This is a genomic window from Embleya sp. L77, assembly GCF_055557415.1.
Genome location: NZ_CM145710.1, coordinates 1,095,402 through 1,114,299, shown reverse-complemented (window position 1 = coordinate 1,114,299; position 18,898 = coordinate 1,095,402). Strand labels below are relative to the sequence as shown.

Annotated in this window: 15 protein-coding genes and 1 pseudogene; 7 read left to right on the top strand and 9 right to left on the bottom strand. The window is 72.6% G+C overall.

The features are described 5' to 3' along the window. Nucleotides 1-227: 227 nt before the first annotated feature. Nucleotides 228-1,541, top strand: a complete 1,314-nt coding sequence (locus ACZOOI_RS34930) for an alpha/beta hydrolase family protein (protein ID WP_465283578.1) — start codon at nucleotides 228-230, stop codon at nucleotides 1,539-1,541. A gap of 420 nt (nucleotides 1,542-1,961) precedes the next feature. Here the strand turns inward: ACZOOI_RS34930 and ACZOOI_RS34925 are convergent, their stop codons facing one another. Beyond that, entirely contained in the window at nucleotides 1,962-2,288 is a 327-nt protein-coding gene (locus tag ACZOOI_RS34925; protein ID WP_465283577.1) for a Cif family virulence factor, read from the bottom strand. 602 nt (nucleotides 2,289-2,890) lie between these two features. On the opposite strand from ACZOOI_RS34925, the gene ACZOOI_RS34920 reads away from it, so the two are divergent. Next, the gene (locus tag ACZOOI_RS34920) at nucleotides 2,891-4,150 is read left to right on the top strand and encodes a glycosyltransferase 87 family protein (protein WP_465283576.1); all 1,260 of its coding nucleotides are present in this window, start codon (nucleotides 2,891-2,893) and stop codon (nucleotides 4,148-4,150) included. A 293-nt stretch (nucleotides 4,151-4,443) separates the two neighbouring features. Here ACZOOI_RS34920 and ACZOOI_RS34915 read toward each other — a convergent pair whose 3' ends face one another. Next, a complete protein-coding gene (locus ACZOOI_RS34915; protein WP_465283575.1) occupies nucleotides 4,444-4,677 on the bottom strand; it encodes a hypothetical protein in 234 nt (77 codons plus the stop codon). A gap of 162 nt (nucleotides 4,678-4,839) precedes the next feature. Here ACZOOI_RS34915 and ACZOOI_RS34910 point away from each other — a divergent pair, with 162 nt between their 5' ends. Next, a complete protein-coding gene (locus ACZOOI_RS34910) occupies nucleotides 4,840-5,448 on the top strand; it encodes a TetR/AcrR family transcriptional regulator (protein ID WP_465283574.1) in 609 nt (202 codons plus the stop codon). 76 nt (nucleotides 5,449-5,524) lie between these two features. On the opposite strand, the gene ACZOOI_RS34905 is transcribed toward ACZOOI_RS34910, so the two are convergent. Together ACZOOI_RS34905 and ACZOOI_RS34900 are read right to left on the bottom strand one after the other, a co-directional pair. Next, nucleotides 5,525-6,853 carry a glycoside hydrolase family 3 C-terminal domain-containing protein gene (locus ACZOOI_RS34905; protein ID WP_465283573.1) on the bottom strand — a complete coding sequence of 443 codons (1,329 nt, stop codon included), beginning with the start codon at nucleotides 6,851-6,853 and terminating at the stop codon, nucleotides 5,525-5,527. 148 nt (nucleotides 6,854-7,001) lie between these two features. Further along, nucleotides 7,002-7,316, bottom strand: a pseudogene (locus tag ACZOOI_RS34900) (glycoside hydrolase family 3 N-terminal domain-containing protein); the annotation flags it as partial. A gap of 354 nt (nucleotides 7,317-7,670) precedes the next feature. Between ACZOOI_RS34900 and ACZOOI_RS34895 the strand changes: the two are divergent. After that, nucleotides 7,671-8,090: a nuclear transport factor 2 family protein gene (locus ACZOOI_RS34895; RefSeq protein WP_465283572.1), complete on the top strand. Its 420-nt coding sequence runs from the start codon at nucleotides 7,671-7,673 to the stop codon at nucleotides 8,088-8,090. A gap of 135 nt (nucleotides 8,091-8,225) precedes the next feature. Here ACZOOI_RS34895 and ACZOOI_RS34890 read toward each other — a convergent pair whose 3' ends face one another. Next, the gene (locus tag ACZOOI_RS34890; RefSeq protein ID WP_465284102.1) at nucleotides 8,226-9,158 is read right to left on the bottom strand and encodes a hypothetical protein; all 933 of its coding nucleotides are present in this window, start codon (nucleotides 9,156-9,158) and stop codon (nucleotides 8,226-8,228) included. Nucleotides 9,159-9,291: 133 nt separating this feature from the next. Here ACZOOI_RS34890 and ACZOOI_RS34885 point away from each other — a divergent pair, with 133 nt between their 5' ends. The 3 genes from ACZOOI_RS34885 to ACZOOI_RS34875 all read left to right on the top strand — a co-directional run bounded on the left by ACZOOI_RS34885 (nucleotide 9,292) and on the right by ACZOOI_RS34875 (nucleotide 12,371). Continuing rightward, a complete protein-coding gene (locus ACZOOI_RS34885; RefSeq protein ID WP_465283571.1) occupies nucleotides 9,292-9,672 on the top strand; it encodes a MerR family transcriptional regulator in 381 nt (126 codons plus the stop codon). A 102-nt stretch (nucleotides 9,673-9,774) separates the two neighbouring features. Continuing rightward, entirely contained in the window at nucleotides 9,775-10,560 is a 786-nt protein-coding gene (locus ACZOOI_RS34880; protein ID WP_465283570.1) for a CmcI family methyltransferase, read from the top strand. 575 nt (nucleotides 10,561-11,135) lie between these two features. After that, nucleotides 11,136-12,371: a sensor histidine kinase gene (locus ACZOOI_RS34875; protein WP_465283569.1), complete on the top strand. Its 1,236-nt coding sequence runs from the start codon at nucleotides 11,136-11,138 to the stop codon at nucleotides 12,369-12,371. A 396-nt stretch (nucleotides 12,372-12,767) separates the two neighbouring features. On the opposite strand, the gene ACZOOI_RS34870 is transcribed toward ACZOOI_RS34875, so the two are convergent. From ACZOOI_RS34870 to ACZOOI_RS34855, 4 genes are all read right to left on the bottom strand, one after another. After that, nucleotides 12,768-14,261, bottom strand: a complete 1,494-nt coding sequence (locus ACZOOI_RS34870; protein ID WP_465283568.1) for an amidohydrolase family protein — start codon at nucleotides 14,259-14,261, stop codon at nucleotides 12,768-12,770. A 925-nt stretch (nucleotides 14,262-15,186) separates the two neighbouring features. Next, nucleotides 15,187-16,173, bottom strand: a complete 987-nt coding sequence (locus ACZOOI_RS34865; protein ID WP_465283567.1) for an aldo/keto reductase — start codon at nucleotides 16,171-16,173, stop codon at nucleotides 15,187-15,189. 47 nt (nucleotides 16,174-16,220) lie between these two features. Next, complete coding sequence (locus tag ACZOOI_RS34860; protein ID WP_465283566.1) at nucleotides 16,221-16,727, bottom strand: DUF6461 domain-containing protein; 507 nt, start codon at nucleotides 16,725-16,727, stop codon at nucleotides 16,221-16,223. Between the two features lie 1,091 nt (nucleotides 16,728-17,818). Further along, nucleotides 17,819-18,622: a peptidoglycan-binding domain-containing protein gene (locus ACZOOI_RS34855; protein WP_465283565.1), complete on the bottom strand. Its 804-nt coding sequence runs from the start codon at nucleotides 18,620-18,622 to the stop codon at nucleotides 17,819-17,821. Between the last annotated feature and the right edge of the window lie 276 nt (nucleotides 18,623-18,898).

The following is an 18,898-nucleotide window of genomic DNA, read 5'->3' as shown; positions in this document are numbered from 1 at the left end:
GCTCCCGTGCGGTGTCCGGTTCCATTCCAGCAGCGCCGGGCCGAACGCGGGCGGATGTTTCCCGGATCGAGGGCGTGTCGGGCCGGCCGACGAGGTCGCCGCAAGGCGGCACACATCGATGTGTGTGTCAACCCGGGGTGCCCCACCGGCGACACCCGGGACGCGCGGAGGCGGGTCCCCCCGGTGCCCGGATGTCGGCCGGCGCCCCCGATCCCTAGCGTCGAGGCATGGATACACGAGGGTTCGACACCCCAGGCAGGAACACCCGTACGGCACCCCTCCGGGGTGCCCCGACCATCATTGCCGGCGCGATCGCCCGCCGGTTCACGGTGGCGCTCGCCCTGGCGGGTGTGCTCACCGTGCCCGTCGCCGCGACGGCCCGGGCCGACGCCCCGACCCCGCCGCCCGCCGCGGCCGACGAGGGCCGCGATCGCGGCGCGCTCGTGGAGGCGGTGCCGCTGCGGACCGTGACCGCCGGGCAGGCCCGGGACGAACTCGGGCGCGACGGTTGGGACGTCGGTACGGTCCGCGACGACGTGCGGCTGTACCGGCTGGTCTATCGCACGATCGACGCGACCGGTCGGCCGACCACCGCCACCGGCCTGCTCGCACTCCCGGTGAACGACGAACGGCGGCTGCGCGCGGTGTCGTTCACGCACGGCACCGAGCTGTACCGGGCCGACGCGCCGTCGACCGCGGACGACACGTGGGGCATCGCGCCGGCGCTGACCCTGGCCTCGGCCGGCTTCGCCGCCACGATGCCCGACTACCTCGGCCAGGGCGAGGGACCGGGTGCACATCCGTGGATGGACATCCCGTCGGAGACCACCGCCTCGCTGGATCTGCTGCGCGCGGCCCGGCGGTTCGCCGCCGGGCAGGGGCGCAGCCTGGCCCGGGAGGTGTACGTGAGCGGGTTCTCCCAGGGCGCCTCCGCCGCGCTCGGCCTGGCCCGGGCACTCCAGTCCGGCGCGGACCCATGGTTCCGGGTCGGCGCGATCGCCCCGATCAGCGGTGCCTACGACTTCCGCCGAGCCGAACTGCCCGCGCTGCTGCGCGGCGACCTGGACGACAAGGCGAGCGTGATCTACGCGAGCCTGCTCCTGGTCTCCTACAACCGGCTGCATCACGTCTACGACCGACCGGCCGACGTCTTCCGGTCCCCCTACGCGGACACCATCGAGGGCCTGTTGGACGGCTCGCACCGGCCCGGAGAGATCCTGGAGCGGACCCCGGCGAACATCGACGGCCTGCTCACCGGGCCCGGTCGGGACCTCCTGGAGCGACCCACCGGCGCGTTCGCGGCCGCGCTGCGGGAGACCGACTCGGTGTGCACCGACTGGCGTCCGCGAGTGCCGGTGCGGTTGTACGTGGCGGTCGACGACCGGGAGGCCGCACCCGCGAACACGGCGCATTGTCGGGCAGCGTTGCGCGCGTCCGGAACGGATGTCCGGGTGACCCGCTTCGGGCCCGACGTGACGCACTCGGACTCCAACCGTCCGGGCACCGCCGCCGTGGTCCGCTGGTTCCGCGAACTCGGTTGACCCGCCGTCGGATCGCGGTCGGCGTCAGGCTCGGGCCGGGGGCGCGGCGGACAGATTGCCGAGGAGGCGGAGGGACTGTTCCGTCGGGCCGCCCGGCTCGGCCGCCGGTCGGGCCGGCCCGAAGGCATGACAGCGATGCCTGGACGCGGTTTCCCGACCGTTCCGATTCGCCGCGCCCGCGCGCGGCCGATCGGCCCGGGGCGTGCGGCGGCGCTACTCCTGCCGGTCGTCGGGGCTCGGCAGGCCGAACAGCGGGAGGCGGCACAGCGGAGGCGGTTCGCCCGGCAGACCGAGTCGGTACTAGTGCGCCCGCAGCGTGTAGCGCAGCGACCGGCGGGCGCGGGTGGCCGGGAACGCGGCGAGCGGCAGTTCGCACAGCGCGGCGGACGCGATGCTCGGGGCCACTCTGCGGTCGAAGACCTACGCCTGGCCCGTTTCGAAGCGGCTGATCTGTCCGTCGGGGGTGACGGTGAAGCGCCAGGTGGTGCGCATCTCGCCCCACGTGTCGTTGCGGTAGCCCACGATCAGGGTGCGTCCGCCGTCGGATTCGGTCACCACCTCCATGTGGCCGTTGGAGGAGAAGATCTCCCGATCCGCCCAGTCCTGCGGGTCGCGGTCCGAACCGTCGTCGGACATCGTCGCGTCGGGGGTCAGGAGCGCGGCGAAGGCGTCCTTGTCGCGCGCGTTGACGGCGGCGACGAACGCGCCGACCGCCGGTTCGGACAACTTGCCGGGGGCGATGCTCACGGGGGCCTCCTGGGCGGATGAGCGAAGGAGCGAAGGAGCGCAGGGCGTGCGCGTGTTCGGTACGTCGTGCGCGGGGGGTGGTGCCCTACCAGGGAACAACACGGCCGGCCCGGGGACGCCGACCCTCACCCGTTTGCCGCAGGACGGCGTGTCAGGGTGCCGGTCGCGGGGGCGCCGGCCCGGTCGGCCGTCCCGTGCGAGTGGAGCAGGATTGGTCGGCCGTGGTGGACCAGGAGCACGGTCCCGAAACCCGGTCCCGGGCGGCGAGTTCGGCGACGGGCCGGTCGTAGGGCCCGCCGGGCCGCAGCTCGTCGGGGATCCGGCCGGCGAGCGGGGCGGCGGCCAGGACACCGAGCACGGCTCGCCGGGACGGTCGGATGATCGGCTGGTCGATCGTGTGTGCTGGTCGGTCACGGCCGTTGTCCACCGAACGGCGCATGTCGACCGCCGATGGCTCGGCGACAGGCGATCCATACGCGGCGCCGCGGGCCGCCCCGGACGCCGCCGGTCCGACGGGCGGTGCCGGCCGAGCGCCCGACACCACCTTGATGGCCGCACCACAAGCGCCGGGAACGGGCCGAAGCGCGGGTTAGCGTCGTCGTATGAGACGCCCCACCGGGTTCGGCGGCCGATCCCGCGTGCGGCGACGGGGCCCGCTCGGCGACGCGCCGGCCGGATCGCCCGAGGCGCGCCGGATGTGCCTGTGGACGCTCGCCTGCGCCGCGTCGATCGGCGTGTACCTGCTCGTCCGCCACCTCAGCCACCCCTCGATGGTCGACCTGGTGGTCTACCGCGCGGAGGGGCTGGCGGTGCGCGACGGGATCGACCTGTACGGCCCGCTCGACGCGCCGCACGGGCTCAGGGCGACCTATCCGCCGTTCGCCGCGCTGTTGTTCGTCCCGCTGACCTACCTGCCCGAGGACCTGCTGCTCGGGCTGGCGGTGGCCGCGAACCTGCTGCTCGTGGCGGTCGTGGTCCGGCTCTCGATGCGCTTGGTGGACCCGGACGGGCGCTGCCTGGGCCCCTGGGTGGTTCCGGCCGCGACCACCTTCGCCATCTGGTTCGAGCCGGTGTTCACCACGATGCGCTACGGGCAGGTCAACCTCGCGGTGCTGGCCGTGGTGTTGTGGGACTTCACCCGGCCGGCCGGCGCGCGGCCGCGCGGGGTGGGTCTGGGACTGGTGGCCGGCATCAAGGTCACCCCGGCGGTCTTCATCGTTTATCTGCTGCTCACCGGACGCCGCCGGGAGGCGCTCACGGCCATCGGCACCGCGGCCGGGACCGTGCTGTTCTCGGCCGTGATCCTGCCCGGGGCCACCCGGCGATTCTGGACCGACCTGGTGTTCGACCCCGAGCGGGTCGGGCGGGTGGAGAACGCCGCCAATCAGTCGGTGCGCGGACTGCTCACCCGGGTGACCCGGTTGTTCGACCCCGGCATCGGCGGGACGGCGACCATCGTCGCGGTGGGGGTGCTCGGCATGCTGTGCGCCGTGCTCGCCCACCGTCGGCGCGGGGACGCGTGGGGGCTGCCCGCGGCGGCGGTGGCCGGGCTGCTCGCCAGTCCGATCTCCTGGAGTCACCACTGGGTGTGGTGTGTGCCGATCGCGATCCTGCTGTGGGCGAGAGCGCGGGGCCCACACTCGCGGAGCGAGACGCTGTTGTCCGCGGGGTTGATCGTCTTCCCGAGTTTCCTGGTCTGGTCCGTACCGCACCTGCCCGGTCAGGAATGGCACCTGACCGGCTTCGAACTGCTGCGCTCGTCCTGCTACGTGGCCTTCGGGGTGGCGTTCCTGCTCGCGGCCGCACGCCCCGAACCCGAGCCGTCGAGGCAGGCCGCGGCCTCGTCGACGCTTTTCGGCTGACCGGGCGGCGAGGTGCCGTCCCGCGCGGCCATGTGCGTGCGCGACTCGCGGCGCAGCCGCTGCGCGAGCGCGACCGGGGTGCGGACCATGCGCGTGCGCGACCGGGGGCTGCCGCCGTGCGGGCATCGCCGGTGTGTGCGAACTCGGCGCCTCGGCACGGGGATTTTGCGCCTCGGTGGGGCCGTCGGCGGCTTGGGGGCGGTGACGGTCGGGAGTTCGTCCGCCGGCGCCATCAAATGCCGTGTGAATGTCGCGGGTTCGCCAAACGCGGGCGCGATGTCGGTGTCCGCGGGTTACTGCTGCAGGGCGTGTCGGAGGGCTTGGACGAGGGCGTCCGGGTCGATTCCGGGGTCCAGGTGCAGTACCGGTACGGCCTGCCCGGGGCCGTCGGGGTCGGTGCGGGGGCGAGCGGGCGCCGGCTCCGGCACGGGCTCGGGTGTGGCGGAGGGGGCGAGGAGGTCGAGGATGTCCTCGATTGCCGTGGCGAGTGTGCCCAATGCCTCGTCGAGCGACGCGGATGTGGTCATGACGGATCAACGAGCCCCCGCCGTCGGCCGCAACGGCGTATGCCGGCACACCATCCGATCGACTGCCTTTGTGTCACTCCCACCACCGGCGTGCCGCGGCCCTGTGTCCCCCGCGGCCCGGCCGCGCCGGCAGGCTCGGGAGCGCGCATTAGGGTGGCCGGCATGGCGAAACGGGGCCCGTACGAGAAGGGCGAGGCGAAGCGGCGCGAGATCCTGCGGGTCGCCCTGGAGGTCTTCGCGGAGGAGGGCTACCGGGGTACGTCGCTGCGCAAGGTCGCGGCGCGCTGCAACCTGAGCCTGCCCGGCCTGATGCACTACTTCGCGTCCAAGGAGGACCTGCTCACCCAGGTGCTCCGGGCCCGCGACGAGGAGAACCGCCGGTTGTGGGAGGGCTACGAGGGGCCCGATCCGCATCTGGAGATGGTCCGGGCGGGCGCGCGTGCGGCGGGCTTGATCGAGCTGTACGTGTCGATGGCCGCGGCGGGCAGCGACCCCGAGCATCCGGCGCACGCGTTCTTCGCCGAGCGGTATCCGCGGGCGCGGCAGTCGGTGCTGAACGTGATGGAGCAGCGGATTCGGGACGGCGCCATCGCGAGCGCGATTCCGCCGGAGCGGCTCGCGGTGTTGTTGATCGCGATCGCGGACGGCATCCAGTTGCAGTGGTTGAACGACCGCTCGATCGACATGGAGCAGGCGGTCAAGGACATGCTGACCCTGCTGGAGCCGCAGTCGCAGCCGCAGCCGCAGCCGCTGCCGGCGACCGGCGACTGAGGCCGGGTCCGCGTGCGCCCGGCGGGCGGGGGATCCGGGTGGAAGCCCCGCCCGCCGGGCGCAACCGGGTGACGACTCAGCCCGTCGCCTCGGCGACCCTGTCGGCGAGCGCCGCCGGCTTGTCCCGGCCGATCAGGCCGCCGGCGAAGTCGGCGACCACCTCCAGCGGGACGTTGTGCGCCGCCCGCCGCAACGTCGCGTCGTCCGCCTGCCGGCTGGTCAGACCGGCGTTCGACCGGGCCGGCCGCTCCAGCAGCAGCGGGCCGCCGACCGGGTGGGCCAGCCACTCGCCCAGTGTGTTGCGCGCGTCCAGTTCGACGGCGTCGGCGTCGGCGGCGACCGCCAGTTCGGCGGCGAGGCGCACGTCCCGCGAGGACGCGGCGGCCTCGATCCGGTAGGTGCCGCCCTCGACGCGCCAACGGTCCTCGCGCACGCTGAAGTAGGCCAGGTCGGCGCGGGGGAACTCGACCGGCACCTCGCGGCTCTCGCCCGGCTCCAGTCGGAACGAGGCGAACCCGCGCAATTCGCGGACCGGGCGTTCCGCAACCGAGTGGGCGGGCGCCGCGGAGTAGACCTGCACCACCTCGCGGCCGGCCCGCTCGCCGGTGTTGGCCACGGTCACCCGTACCGCGATCGCGGCGCCGTCGTCGGTGGTGGTCACCGCCAGGTCGCGGTAGGCGAAGGTGGTGTAGGACAGGCCGTGTCCGAACGGGAAGGCGACGTCCAGGCGGGCGGCGTCGTAGCCCCGGTAGCCGACGAACACCCCCTCGCCGTACCGCACATGGCCCTCCGCGCCGGGGAAGGTCAGGAAACTGGGGGAGTCCTCCAGGCGCAGCGGGACGGTCTCGGCGAGCTTGCCGGAGGGGTTGACCGCGCCGAAGAGCACCCGGGCGAGGGCGCCGCCGCCGGCCTGGCCGAGCAGGAAGCCCTCGACGAGCGCGGGCACCCGGTCGTGCCAGGGCGCGGTGCGCACGATGCCGCCGTTGGAGAGCACCACCGCCACCCGCCCGTTGACCGCCAGGACGCGGTCGAGCAGGGCGAGTTGGTCGGCGGGCAGGTCGATGTGATCGCGGTCGAACCCCTCGGATTCGTCCTGTTGGGCGAGGCCGAGGAAGAGCACGACGGTGTCGCTCGCGGCGGCCGGGCGTACGGCCCGGTCGGCGGCCTCGGTCGGGTCGGCGTCGGGTTCGGGCCCGTCGGCGAGCGGGTAGCCGGGCGCGAACTCGACCCGGGCGCCGTCGGCGAGTTCGCGGATGTGGTCGAGCGGGATCTCGACCCGGGTGGGGGTGACCTGGGAGCTGCCGCCGCCCTGGAAGCGCGGGGTGCGGGCGAGTTCGCCGATCACCGCGACGGTGCCCGAGGCGGGGTCCGGCGGCAGCAGCGGGCCCTCGTTGCGCAGCAGCACGATGCCGTTGTCGGCGACTTCGCCGGCGAGGCGGTGGTGTTCCTCGTACGGTGCGGCCGAGCCGTCGCGCGGCCCGGTGGGCGAAGTGCACGAGTCGCTCGACGGCCCGGTCGAGCACGGCCTCGTCCAGTTCGCCGGCGGTGACGGCGGCGACCACTTCGCGGTCGGTGCGGCCGCCGTTGGGCGGCATCTCCAGGTCGAGTCCGGCGCGCAACGCGGAGACCCGGTCGCGCACGGCGCCCCAGTCGGACATCACCAGGCCCTCGAAGCCCCACTCGGTGCGCAGGATGTCGGTGAGCAGTCGGGTGTTCGCCGACAGGGTGACGCCGTTGATGCCGTTGTAGGCGCACATCACCGCCCAGGGCTTGGCACGGCGGACGACGCGTTCGAAGGCGCGCAGGTAGATCTCGCGCAGCGGGCGTTCGTCGATGTCCGCGCTGACCCGGCCCGGAGCAAAAACCATATGGTGATCGGTAAAAACCATATGGTGATCGGTTTTGATGGTCAAGGGTGGGCCGGTCCCGGGGGCGGCGGGGCTCAGGTTCGGCGGCTCCGACGCCGCCGCAGCCGGGGGCTCGGTCATTCCCTCCGGGGAATTGTTCGGACTGCGCGACGGGCCCAGGATTGTTCCCACGAGCCGCCGCCGGTCGGGCGGCGCGGAGTTCGGGCCGCGGGTCGGGCCGTACGGACAACGGGACGCGAGTCGGCCGGCACGGAGGCCGGGCCGCGAGTGGGCCGGGCCGGACAGTGTTCCGGGAGTTCGCGAGCGCGCACAACGTTCCGCCGAGTTCACACCGAGTACAACAGGAGCCACGCCATGTCGGAGAACACCACCACCACGGCCACCGCCACCCTGACGACCGCCGAGGTCATCGCGCGGTTCAACGACGCGTTCACCACGCACGACCCGGCGCTGCTGGTCGGTCTGGTCGCCGAGGACTGCGTGATGGTGAGCGTGCAACCGGCGCCCGAGGGCACGCGGTACGAGGGCCTGGACGCATGCCTCGGGTTCTGGCAGGACCTGGCGGCGGACACCGGCACCAGCTTCCAGCCGCAGGACGTGTACGTCTTCGGGGACCGCGCGGTGATCAAGTGGCACGTGTCCTTCGGCGCCGGCGAGGTCAACGAGGTGTTCGGCGACGCACATGCCGACTCAGCGTGGGTGGCGGGCGTCAACCTGATGCAGATCCGCGACGGACGCATCGTCGAGGCGCTGGGTTACAGCAAGTCCCCGTGACGTGGGACCCGGTGGGGCCCGGGCCGGTCGTGATCCGGACCGGGCCGCCGATGCGCCGCGAGTGGGCCGGGCGGATCGTGACCGGTCCGCCGCCGACGCGGAACGTGCGTGCCGGCGAAGGGTCATGACGGGTCGTCAGTCAGTCAGCGCGGACGCGAGTTCCCCGCGAAGTTCCGCGTAGGTGGGGGCGAGGCGACGCAGCCCGGCGGCCAGTGCCGCGTCGTCGTCGACCACCAGGGGATATTGCAGCGCTCCGACCGACGCGGCCTGCCGGGCGGCCACCCGCGCCGCCCGGTCGAGGCCCAGCTCGGCCAGGCAGTCGGCCGCGTCGTTCAGCCTGCGGGCGCCGACCCGGATACCGAAGGCCGCCAACAGGGCACGCACGTCCGGGGCGAGCCCGTGCGAGACCGTGTCGGCCAGGGCCGCCAGGGCGTCCGCGCCGCCGAGCGTGCCCGGCGGTACCGGCAGGTCCTGCCGGCCGTCGAGCCAGCGCACGGCGGCGGGCAGCGACTCGCGCAACGCATCGGCGGCGGCGACCTCGCGGACCCGGGTGAACCGGGTGCGCAGCACGTACGGCGCGTCCAGGTAGGCGATCGACGCGCCGCGCCACGCGGTGATGAACTCTCGGATGGGCAGCCGGGCGTAGGGATGCCCCTGCGGATCGTGCAGGAGCACGGTGTCCTCGTCGGCGGCCAGGACCACCACGTAGTGGTCGCCGCCGCCCGCCGCCGGCGTGCCGGGCCGATACGTCAGCAGTCCCAGGTCCAGCGGCCCGGCCAGGACCGGACCCCACGCGCAGGCGGCTCGCAACCGATCCGGCGCCTCGTCCGCGGAGCCGCCGCACTCGCGCTCGCAGGTCCAGCCCAGCGCGGCGATCGCGGCGTCCAGACCGATTTCCGGATCCCAGCCGAACGGGTCGAAGAACGGCGTTTCGCCGGCGACGAGTTGCATCCCGAACGGCGAGCCGGTGAGGGTCTCGACCACGGCCGGAGCCGGCGCGTACGAGCCGAGCATCATGCACAGGCAATGGGTGTAGCAGTACGGCCCGGAGCCGTTGTAGGCGATCATGCGACCCAGCACAGCGCCTGACACGGTGTCAGGGTCAACCGCCCACGGCCCGGATCGACATCCGGGGCCGGCACGCCGACCGGGTGCCCGCAAGGGGGCGCGGGGTGGTGCGGACTGCGGGCACAATGCGGTCATGACCACCGCGACGCGCTACCTGACCCCGGCCGAGACGGCGGAACGATCCGGTTTCAGCCTGGACACCCTGCGCTACTACGAACGCATCGGCCTGCTGGCGGACGTGGACCGAGCGCCCAGCGGCCACCGCCGTTTCACCGAGGACGACCTCCAGTGGCTCGGCATCCTGCGCTGTCTGCGGGACACCGGCATGCCGATCGCGGACATGCTCCGCTATGCCGAACTGGCGCGCACGGGGGACAAGGAATCCCTGGCCGAGCGCATCGCCCTGCTGGAGAAGCACGACACCGCCGTCGAACAGCAGATCGCGCTGCTGCGCACCCAACAGGGGCACCTGCGCGGCAAGATCGACTGGTACCGCTCGATCCTGCCGGACTGATTCCGTACGGTGAGGCGTCGACTGCTCCAATTACGGTGAAACGATCAGTAAAAGGCTGCCCGGATCGGAGATCCACCTCTTCAATGGAAAGCGGGTCGAGCCGTGCGCGGCCCGCCCGTGGCCCGACCCGTCGAGACACCGGGACAGGAGAGGATCACCATCACCGATCACACCGAGGTCGCGCAACTGCCGCCGACCGTCACCGCCGACCACGAGGCGACGCTTCTGGAATACCGGCGAGCGCGCGGCCGGCAACACGTCCGCGATTGGTACGCCGGGCTGCGGATCAAGAAGTTTCCCGAGGACCTGCGCGTGTTCGAGCACGTGTTGTGGTCCTCACGCGCGCAGGTGGTGGTGGAACTGGGCACCCACCTGGGCGGCTCGGCCCTGTGGTTTCGCGACCGGCTGCGCACCCAGGCCGGCTACGGGCGCGTGCCGGAGGCGATCCGGGTGATCTCGGTGGACCTCGATCAGGATCGCGCCGCCGGCCTGCTGCGTGCCGCCGATCCGGCCTTCGAACGGGAGATCACCCTCGTCGCCGGCGACGTCACCGACCCGAGACTCGCCGACCGCGTCGCGGACCTGATCCCGCCCGGTGCGCGCTGCCTGGTGGTCGAGGACACCCTGCACGAATACGCCACGACCACCGCCGCACTGCGCAACTTCGCCCATCTGGTCCCGGAGGGCGGGTTCTTCGTCGTCGAGGACGGCATCGTCGACGACCCGGACCTGTGCCCGCCCGGCATGCCCGGCGGCGTGCTGCCCGCCGTCGCCGACTGGCTGGCCGGCGAACAGGGTGGCGCCTTCACCACCCGCCGTGACCTGGAGCTGTACGGCGTCACCAGCCACCCGCACGGGTGGCTGCAACGGATCGCGGCTGCGGGCTGAGCGGGGACGGGCTGAGTGGCTGCGGGCTGAGTGGCGGCGGTCTGAGTGGCCACGGACTGAGTGGCTACGGGTTGAGTGGCGGCGGGGACGGGCCGTCGGGTGACGAGAGGCCGTGTCGCGCGGCGACTTGTCGGTGGGTGGGCCCGGCCGCGCGGCGGGCGCCGCATACCGCGGTGGGTGGAGTCGGCGCGGCATGTACCGCCGGAGTTCGACGCGATTCTCATCCGACGAGGGAATGTCGAACCGGCGCCGGATTCATAGCGTTGCTCTCGGCCGGTCGACGTCGAAGGACGCCGAGCGGCGGCGCGGGGTGGTCGACGGGAGACGGTGGCGCGATGCGTGTGGTGGAACGTAGACGCGACTCGGGGGACGGGGGCTCGGTTCGGACTGCCGGGATCTGCGGAGATCCCTCTCGGCTTCCGTCGACCATCGCCGGTAGGACATGAACGAACGGGTACCGCCCACCGGGCGGCGGAGCCGGAGGCCCAGTGTTCCGCGATAGGCCGCGCGGCTCGCGCCGGAAGGGGCCCGGGCGCGCCCACGTCCGGGCCCTGATCCGGCGCCCGGATCCGTGGGTGGTCGACGCGCTCCTGGCGGTGGCGATGGCCGCCGGCGGTTGTGTGGCGGGGCAGCAGTTCCACCCGGACGGCTGGGTGCGTTTCGACGCGACCGCGTATCTGCTCACCTGTGCGCTGAGCCTGCCGCTCGGGATGCGCCGGCGCGCTCCCGTACCGGTGCTGATCGCGTCGGGGTCGATGTACACCGTGTACCTGGCCGCCGGCTACCAACCCTCGTTGAACTTCTGGGCGCCGGTGATCGCGCTGGTGACCCTGGCCGGTCAGCGACCACCGCGGAGCGCGGCCATGGGAGCCGTGTTCGTCGCCGCGGTCGTCGCCTTCAGCGGCATGCGGGGTCGGCTGGGGACGGCGCTGGTACTCGCCCAGGCCGTACTGGTCCCGGTCGTTGCGGTGGTGATCGGCGACGCCGTGCGCAGACTCGCGCAGCGCAACCGCCAACTGGTCCTGCTCACCGCGCGCCTGGAACGCGAGCAGGAGGAACGGGCCCGGCGCGCGATCGTCGACGAGCGGGTACGGATCGCCCGGGAACTGCACGACGTGGTGGCGCACCACATGTCGGTGATCACCGTGCAGGTGGGCCTGGCCTCCTACGTCTTCGACTCCGACCCTCGCGCGGCGCGCGCCGCCCTGGACGTCATCGGGGACGCGGGGCGGGACGCGTTGGACGAGATGCGGCGGTTGTTGTCGCTGCTCCGGGTCGACTTCGACGAGGACGGCGGGGGCGAGGGTCAACGGGCCGACGGTGTCGGCGACATCGATGGTCTCGGCGGCGGCGGCGGTGTCGGCGGTGACGGCGGTGTCGATGGCGCAGCCGATCCGATGCCGGGGCTGGATCGGCTCGCGGATCTGGCCGAGCGGATGAGCGCGGTCGGCGTCACGGTCGACCTGACCACGGAGGGCGCACCGAGGCACCTGGCCCCCGGTTTGGAACTGTGCGTCTACCGGATCGTCCAGGAGGCGCTGACGAACGTGGTCAAGCACGCCGGGACGCCGCGCGCCGACGTCCGGATACGGCACCTGTCGGACCGGCTGTCCGTCAGCATCGCCAACGACGGCCCAGGGCGCGACGCGGCCCGACCACGGGTCGGCACGGGCACCGGTCACGGCCTGATCGGCATGCACGAGCGAGCCAAGATCCTCGGCGGCACCCTCTCCGCCGGCGAACGCCCGGAAGGCGGCTTCCGCGTCCACCTCACACTGCCCCTCGACGCGGAGTCCGGGGCGGGGACGTAGGGCGGGGGCGGGTGTTCGGGGGGTGGGTGTTCAGGTACGTGGGGTGGGGGTGGTGTCCGTAGGTGGTGGGGGCCTGGGCGGGTACGTGGTGGGGGTGGGTGCGGAGTGCGGGGGACGGATCGGTACGTGCTGCGCGTGGGGACGGGTTGGGCGCGGGTTGCGGGGGCGCAGGTAGGCACGTGGGTCGCGTCGGGGCGGGGCGGGTGCGAAGTGCGGGGCCTGGGGCGGGTGTTCAGCGCTGGGCCAGCGTCGGGCGCGAAGCTCGGGGGCGTTGCGGGGCGGAGGGGACGGAGCGACCCGGGCAGGGTCGTGGCGCGGACGGACCCGGCCGCGGGGCGTACGTGGTGGTCGGCTGCGCCCCGTCGGGGCTGCCCGTGCGCTCCGCGGCCGGGGGTGTCAGACGCGGACCGGGGTGCCCGGGAGGGCGTCGAGGCACAGGATGCCGTCCTGGACGACGGGTACACCGCCGACCAGGACGTGCGCGTATCCGGTGGACGGGCGCGTGCTGTGTTCGTAGGTGGCCTGGTCGGTGACCGTGTCGGGGTCGAAGACGATCAAGTCGGCATCGCACCCCGCCTGCACGCGGCCCTTGCGGCGCATCGCGGGCACGCTCTCCTGGAGGATCTGCGCGGGCCCGAAGCTGCTGCGCGCGATCGCGTCCATGAGGGTGAGCGCGCCCTGCTCGCGTACGTAGCGGCGCAGCACCTTCGAGAAGGTGCCCGAGGTGCGGGGGTGGGTCATCGCGCTCGGCGGCAGTGGCCACGCCATCGGGTCGGCCGGCCCGTTCGTCCAGGTCAACGGCATCGCGTCGGAGCCGATCACGCTGCCCGGGTTGAGCAGGGCCCGGTCCACGAACGCGCGATCGTGCGGGTCGGTCTCGTCCAGGAAGTGCACGATGGCCAGGCCGCCCGGGTCCTGCGCGCGCAACTCGCGCAGCCGCGCGGCGTCGGCCGGGCGTTCGCCGGTGGGGGCGTAGACGATGTCGCCGGGCGTGATGCCGGCCCAGCCGAGGTGCTCGGGGGCGAGGAAGGCCGCGCCGATGGCCGTCATCCCGGCGCCGTAGGGGTAGACCTCGGTGGAGACCCGGCCGCCTTCGGTGCGCACGGTGTCCATCAGCCGCATCACCCGGTCGGTGTGCCGGAGCGAGGTGGACTGGACGTGGCAGAAGTGCGCGTGCACACCGGTCTCCGCCGCCGCACGGGCGATCTCCTCGGCGCCGTCGACGAGCGTGTTCTCGTCCTGCTCCACCAGGTTCCGGGCGTGCGTGTACGTCGGGCGGCCTGCGCCGGCGGCCAACTGCGAGACGGCGAGGTACTCCTCGGGCTTGACCCGCGGTGCGTAGCCGACCACGATCCCGATGCCGAGCGCACCGGCGGCGAGGTCCTGGCGCAGCAGTTCGAGCAACTCGTCCACCTGGCGGTCGTCCGCCTCGCGCTGCCACGCCGGTGCGCCGAGTTGGCCGAGCGCGACGCCGATGCCTCCGCCGTGCGGAAACCCGCCGACGGCCGTCATCCGGGCCTGGCACCAGGACGCGGAGAAGCCGTAGTTGAGCGGTCGGCCCTCGGTTCCGGCCTGCCGGTAGCCCTCGTCGACCGGCGACAGGCCGGCTTCGAGGTCGAGCGCGGTGGTGACGCCGTCCATGGCCTGGAGGCGGTGGCCGGCCACGTCGTGCGAATGGCTGTGCATGTCGATGAAGCCCGGAGCGACCACCAGCCCGCGCGCGTCCAACGTCCGCAGGCCGGTCAGTGGCTCCCGGGAAACGGCACTGATCGCGCCGGCGGTCACCCCCACATCGGCCACCGCGTCGAACCCGGTTTCGGGGTCGAGCACGCGACCACCTCGCAACACGAGGTCGTGGGTCCCGGACGGCAGAGCGGCTGATTGCGTCATGGGACCACACAGTAGGCAGTCGACGCCGGGGCGGATCCGTCCGAGCGACTGAAATCCCGCCCGCGTCTTCGTACACACCGACCAGTCGGGCACGGGTTCGACCGCGATAAGGAGGCCGATGAGGGGGCTGGGGCTGGGGCGGGTGGGGTGGTGGTGCCGGTGGCGCGGCGGAGGTGGCGGTGGGGTGACGGGCTGGGGTGGGAGATGTTGGCGCGTCGGGTGGGGCGGCGGTGGTGGTGCCCGCGCTGGTTCCGGGGGCGGTGGCGCGGCGGAAGTGCCGCGGGGGCGGTGGCGACGGACTGAGGTGGGGAGATGTTGCCGCGTCCGGTCGGGGACGGTGGCGATGGTTGCGGAGGCCGTGACGGTGGTGCGGCGGAGGTGGCGGTGGCGAGGAGCTGGGTGGGGGTTGCCGCGTCCGGTGGGGTGGTGCCCGTGCCGGTTCCTGGGGCGGTGGCACGGCGGAGGTGGCGGTGGTGGCGACGGGCTGGGTGGGCAGATGTTGGCGCGTCCGGTGGGGCGGTGGTGGCGACGGATCCAGTTTCGGTTTCGTAGGTGGCGATGGTGACGGATCCGGCATGGATCCCCCTCAGCCGGACCGAGCCTAGGTCGCCCGGCGTGCCCGGCCTGCCCGGCGCCGGGGAGGCGACGGGCTCGGGTGGCGAAGTGTTGTCGTGTCCGATGGGGGCGGTGGCGGCTGTGCGCTTCCGGTTCCGGTGGCGGCGGTGGTGACGGGTCCGGTCGCGCGGCAGCGGCGGTGGCGGTGACTGGTCCGGTGGTGCCGGCGGTGGCGACGGGCTCGGGTGGGAGGTGTTGTGCCGTTGGTGGCGGTTCCGGTAAGGGCGGCGGTGCCGGTTTTCGAGGTGGCGGTGGCCGTGCTGACGGGCCCGTTGCCGTGCCGGTGCCGGTGGTGTCGGGGCCCGTCGGCCTAGCGGGCCGCGTCCAGTCGGGTGCGTTGGTCGCGGGTCAGTTCCAGGTCAACCGCGGCCAGGTTCTCCTCCAGTTGTTCGACCGAGGAGGCGCCGACGAGCGGGATGATCGGGAACGCCCCGCCCATCTGCCAGGCCAGCACCACCTGGTTCACCGTGGCTCCGGTCTCCTGCGCGACCTCGCGCAGAACCGCCAGCCGCGCGGGCGTGCCCGGGTGGTCGTAGTCCGGCGGCAGCGGCTTGTCCGCGCGCCCGTACGCGCCGCCCAGCAGCGGCGAATAGGCGACCAGGGTCAGGTCGGGCTCGGCCCGCAGGTAGCTCAGCAGATCGGGACCGGCGTGCCCCAGACTGCCGTCCTCGAACAGCGCGTCGGGCATGTCGTAGCGCGGCCGCAAGTGGCTGTGCTGGTACTGCAACACCTCGTAGCCGGGCAACTCGGCCGCCGCAGCCAGCGCCCTTGCCCGCTCCACCCGCCACATCGCGTGGTTGCTCACACCCAGCAGCCCGACGGTGCCCTCCCGTACCAACTCACCGAAGCCCTCGACGGTTTCGCCCAGCGGCACGGTCCGGTCCTCGATGTGCGCGTAGAGCAGGTCGAGCCGGTCCATCCCGAGACGTTCGCGGCTGCGCTCGGCGGCCTCGCGGATCGCCTTCGCGGACAGGCCCTCGGGGTTGTCGAGGTAGCCGGTGCCCGGCGCCAGCGGGGCCGCACCCAACTTGGTGGCGATCACGATCTCGTCGCCGACGCCACGGCTGCGCCGCCACCGCCCGAGCAGCGCCTCGCTCTGGCCACCCACGCCGCCGTCCTCCCAGAAGGCATAGTTGTCGGAGGTGTCGATGAAGGTGCCACCGGCCTCGACATAGCGGTCCAACACCGCGAAGGAGGTCTTCTCGTCCGTCCGGGTACCGAAGAGCATCGCGCCGAGAGCGAGCACGCTCACGGTGCGGCGGGTGGCCGGATCGGTGCCTATGGTGCGGTACTTCATGGGTCTTCCCTCCCGTTCGGCCCGTCGTGTCGGGCCCGGAACGGGAGTCAACAACCTGGAGCGCGCTCCAGGTCAAGCACCGAACCCAGCGGACCCCGATGAGCCGGCCCCTCCCCGCCAGGCATCCGGATACGGGCCACGGCGGTGCGCGGGGGCCGATCGGCATCCGGAGGCCAGGCGTACGCGGGCCACCTCCTGGACAGGGGCAACCACCATCGCCGCCGCGTGCTCGACGTATGCGGGGCGTCGGCGTCGGCGTCGGCCTCGGCGAGCACGGGGTCGTTGAACGCCGGGCCGTCGAACGAGGGGTCCTCGAATGCGCGACCGCCGAGCGCCGGGTCGTCGAACGACGGGTTGTCGAAGCCGGGAAGCGAGTCGGAGTCGAGATCGAGGCCGACCCGACGCATTGCGTCCACAAGGTGCTCGGGCAGCCGAGTGCCATATCGCAAGTCCGGCTCGACCGCGTCGAACCCCGTCCACACGTCGCCGTCCACGACGTAACCGAAGCCCTGGCGCGCGACGAAGTCGCCGTGCACCGAGGCCAGTCCGTGCAAGTCGACAGCGCCCCCGCCGCCTCCACTCCCGCGTTGTGGCGGCAACTGCCCTCCAGCACGAGCGCCCAACCGCCGTGGCACGCACGCACCGAGACGAGCCGATCGCGCGAGGGCCGCCGTCGTATCGCAAACGTGTCCGGCCGTTGTGGGCGAGGAAGTCGGTGCACGCCGTGGCCAGTTGCGTGCCCGCCGACAGCGCCGCCGCATCGTCCACTTCGAGGCTGTGGCGGCAGTCGTCCTCCAAGACCACGGCCCAACCGCCGAAGGAGCACGTACGCGCCGGGACGAGGTGGTCGGGCGGAGGTCTCGTATCGCAAGTCCGGCTCGGCCGCCTCGAACCCCGTCCACACGTCGCCGTCGCCGGCGTGGCCGAAGCCGTGCTGTACGAGGAAGTCGGCGCGCTCCGACTTGAGTTCCGTGCACGCCGAACAGCGCCGCCGCCGCATCGGCTCCCACGTTGTGGCGGCAGTCGTCCTCCAACACCACGGTCCAACCACCGAAGGCACGCGCGTACCGAGACGAGGCGACGGAGTCGGGGCGGTCGGAAAGCATCTCGGGTGTCATCGACTTCGCGGTGCGCAGGTCGGCGTCGAGTCGGCGCAGCACCTGGTCGGGATCCGACCTCCCACGAGCGGGATGCGGTAGTAGACCGGGAGCCAGCGCCCCGCGATTCAGTGGTAGGACTCGTGACCGAGACCCACGCCTGATCCTCCGACCCGTGCTCGGCCCGGAAAACGGTTGCGTCGGCGGCGCGTGGGTTCCACTCCCTCCGGCCGTGACGACAGGGGGCGGGCCTCGACGGGGCGATTGGAGGGTGGGTGGCAGTGGCTTGGCGGTGGCGGTGGCGGTGGCGGTGGCGGCGAGCGGTGGGAGGTGGTGTGGCGATCGGACCGGGTCCGGTTGTCGGAACCGGTCCGATCGCCATAGCGTTCGATCCCACACGTCTCGATCCCAGAGGGTCTGATCCCGCAGAGCCTGATTCCGCCGGGTTCGATCGACCCATAGGGTTCGACGCCTCACACACACCTCAGCCCCACAGGGTTCGTGTCCCCGGAGGTCACTTCCGTTCGTCGGCCGTCACGTTTCGGGGGTCAGCGCACTCGGAAGCCGTGTTGGTTGCCGAGGCGGGTCAGGGAGGTCTGGCCCGGTATGCCGTTGGCGTCGGTACCGGAGAAGCCCAGACGACGTTGGTAAGCCGCGTACGCCCGGATCGTCGCGGTGCCGTAGGACCCGTCGACCAGACCGGACGCGAGCAATCCCTCGGCCTGAAGCGCCTGTTCGACCAGCAGGACATCGGTGCGGTGCGCCGCGGCCCCCTGTGCCGCGGGCGGGTCGAGCCGGGCCGAGTCGATCACGTTCGCGAGGGTGACCGTGGGCCTGCCGCTGCTCGGTGCGCCGCTGCGCGGGTCGTGCGGATCCGCCGTCGGTGGGCATCCGTCGGGAAAGCAGGGTGCGAGGTAGCCGGTCACCCTCGGGTCGGTGCGGCGGAACGTGTGCGAGTACACGCCGTTGCCCTGACCCGCGTCGCCGCCGGTCGGGATCGTATTGCCGCCCTTCGTGTACACGTGCACGTCGTCGAAGCGCACCACGATCTCGGTGTGCGCCCCATTGCCGAAGTCGACCCACGCCCCCCAACTCGGATACTCCGACCACTGGCCGCGCGCCCGCGCCCAGTCGGCAAACGCGGACACGTTGTCCACCTTCGGCACGATGTGAGCGAGACCGACGTCGTTGTACATGCACCAGTCGAAGATGACGCACCACGCAACGCCGTCCTCGCCGAACTCCCGACCCCACTTGGTGTGGTTGTCGTATCCATTCCGGGCGTCCCAGCCCTCGTACACGCCCTCGGGAACAGCTTGCAGATGTGCGATCAGGTCGTCCCATGTAGCCATGGACGCCCCCCATTTCACGCCAGGCGGAACGTACACACGATGGCCGAGGTGAGCGGCCCCGTTCCGATGGACCCACCCACACCTCGGGCACGCCCCGCAACCGGCACGAAGCGCACACTGACGTCGATCGGGGCATACCCAGTGACCTGCATCGTGTACCGCGAGTATATGTTCGACAACTCTAAGTAATCAGATCATAATACGTATCGCCCTGCCCAAGCCTCGCTGTGCATTGGGCCCCGCCGCCCTCCGCCAAATGCCCCGAACCCCTGCCCG

What these genes read in the sequence shown, in the direction of transcription:
- ACZOOI_RS34930 (WP_465283578.1), top strand. Translation starts at nt 228, where the DNA reads ATGGATACACGAGGGTTCGACACCCCAGGCAGGAACACCCGTACGGCA.
- ACZOOI_RS34920 (WP_465283576.1), top strand. Translation starts at nt 2,891, where the DNA reads ATGAGACGCCCCACCGGGTTCGGCGGCCGATCCCGCGTGCGGCGACGG.
- ACZOOI_RS34915 (WP_465283575.1), bottom strand. Translation starts at nt 4,677, where the DNA reads ATGACCACATCCGCGTCGCTCGACGAGGCATTGGGCACACTCGCCACG.
- ACZOOI_RS34910 (WP_465283574.1), top strand. Translation starts at nt 4,840, where the DNA reads ATGGCGAAACGGGGCCCGTACGAGAAGGGCGAGGCGAAGCGGCGCGAG.
- ACZOOI_RS34895 (WP_465283572.1), top strand. Translation starts at nt 7,671, where the DNA reads ATGTCGGAGAACACCACCACCACGGCCACCGCCACCCTGACGACCGCC.
- ACZOOI_RS34890 (WP_465284102.1), bottom strand. Translation starts at nt 9,158, where the DNA reads ATGATCGCCTACAACGGCTCCGGGCCGTACTGCTACACCCATTGCCTG.
- ACZOOI_RS34885 (WP_465283571.1), top strand. Translation starts at nt 9,292, where the DNA reads ATGACCACCGCGACGCGCTACCTGACCCCGGCCGAGACGGCGGAACGA.
- ACZOOI_RS34870 (WP_465283568.1), bottom strand. Translation starts at nt 14,261, where the DNA reads ATGACGCAATCAGCCGCTCTGCCGTCCGGGACCCACGACCTCGTGTTG.
- ACZOOI_RS34865 (WP_465283567.1), bottom strand. Translation starts at nt 16,173, where the DNA reads ATGAAGTACCGCACCATAGGCACCGATCCGGCCACCCGCCGCACCGTG.
- ACZOOI_RS34855 (WP_465283565.1), bottom strand. Translation starts at nt 18,622, where the DNA reads ATGGCTACATGGGACGACCTGATCGCACATCTGCAAGCTGTTCCCGAG.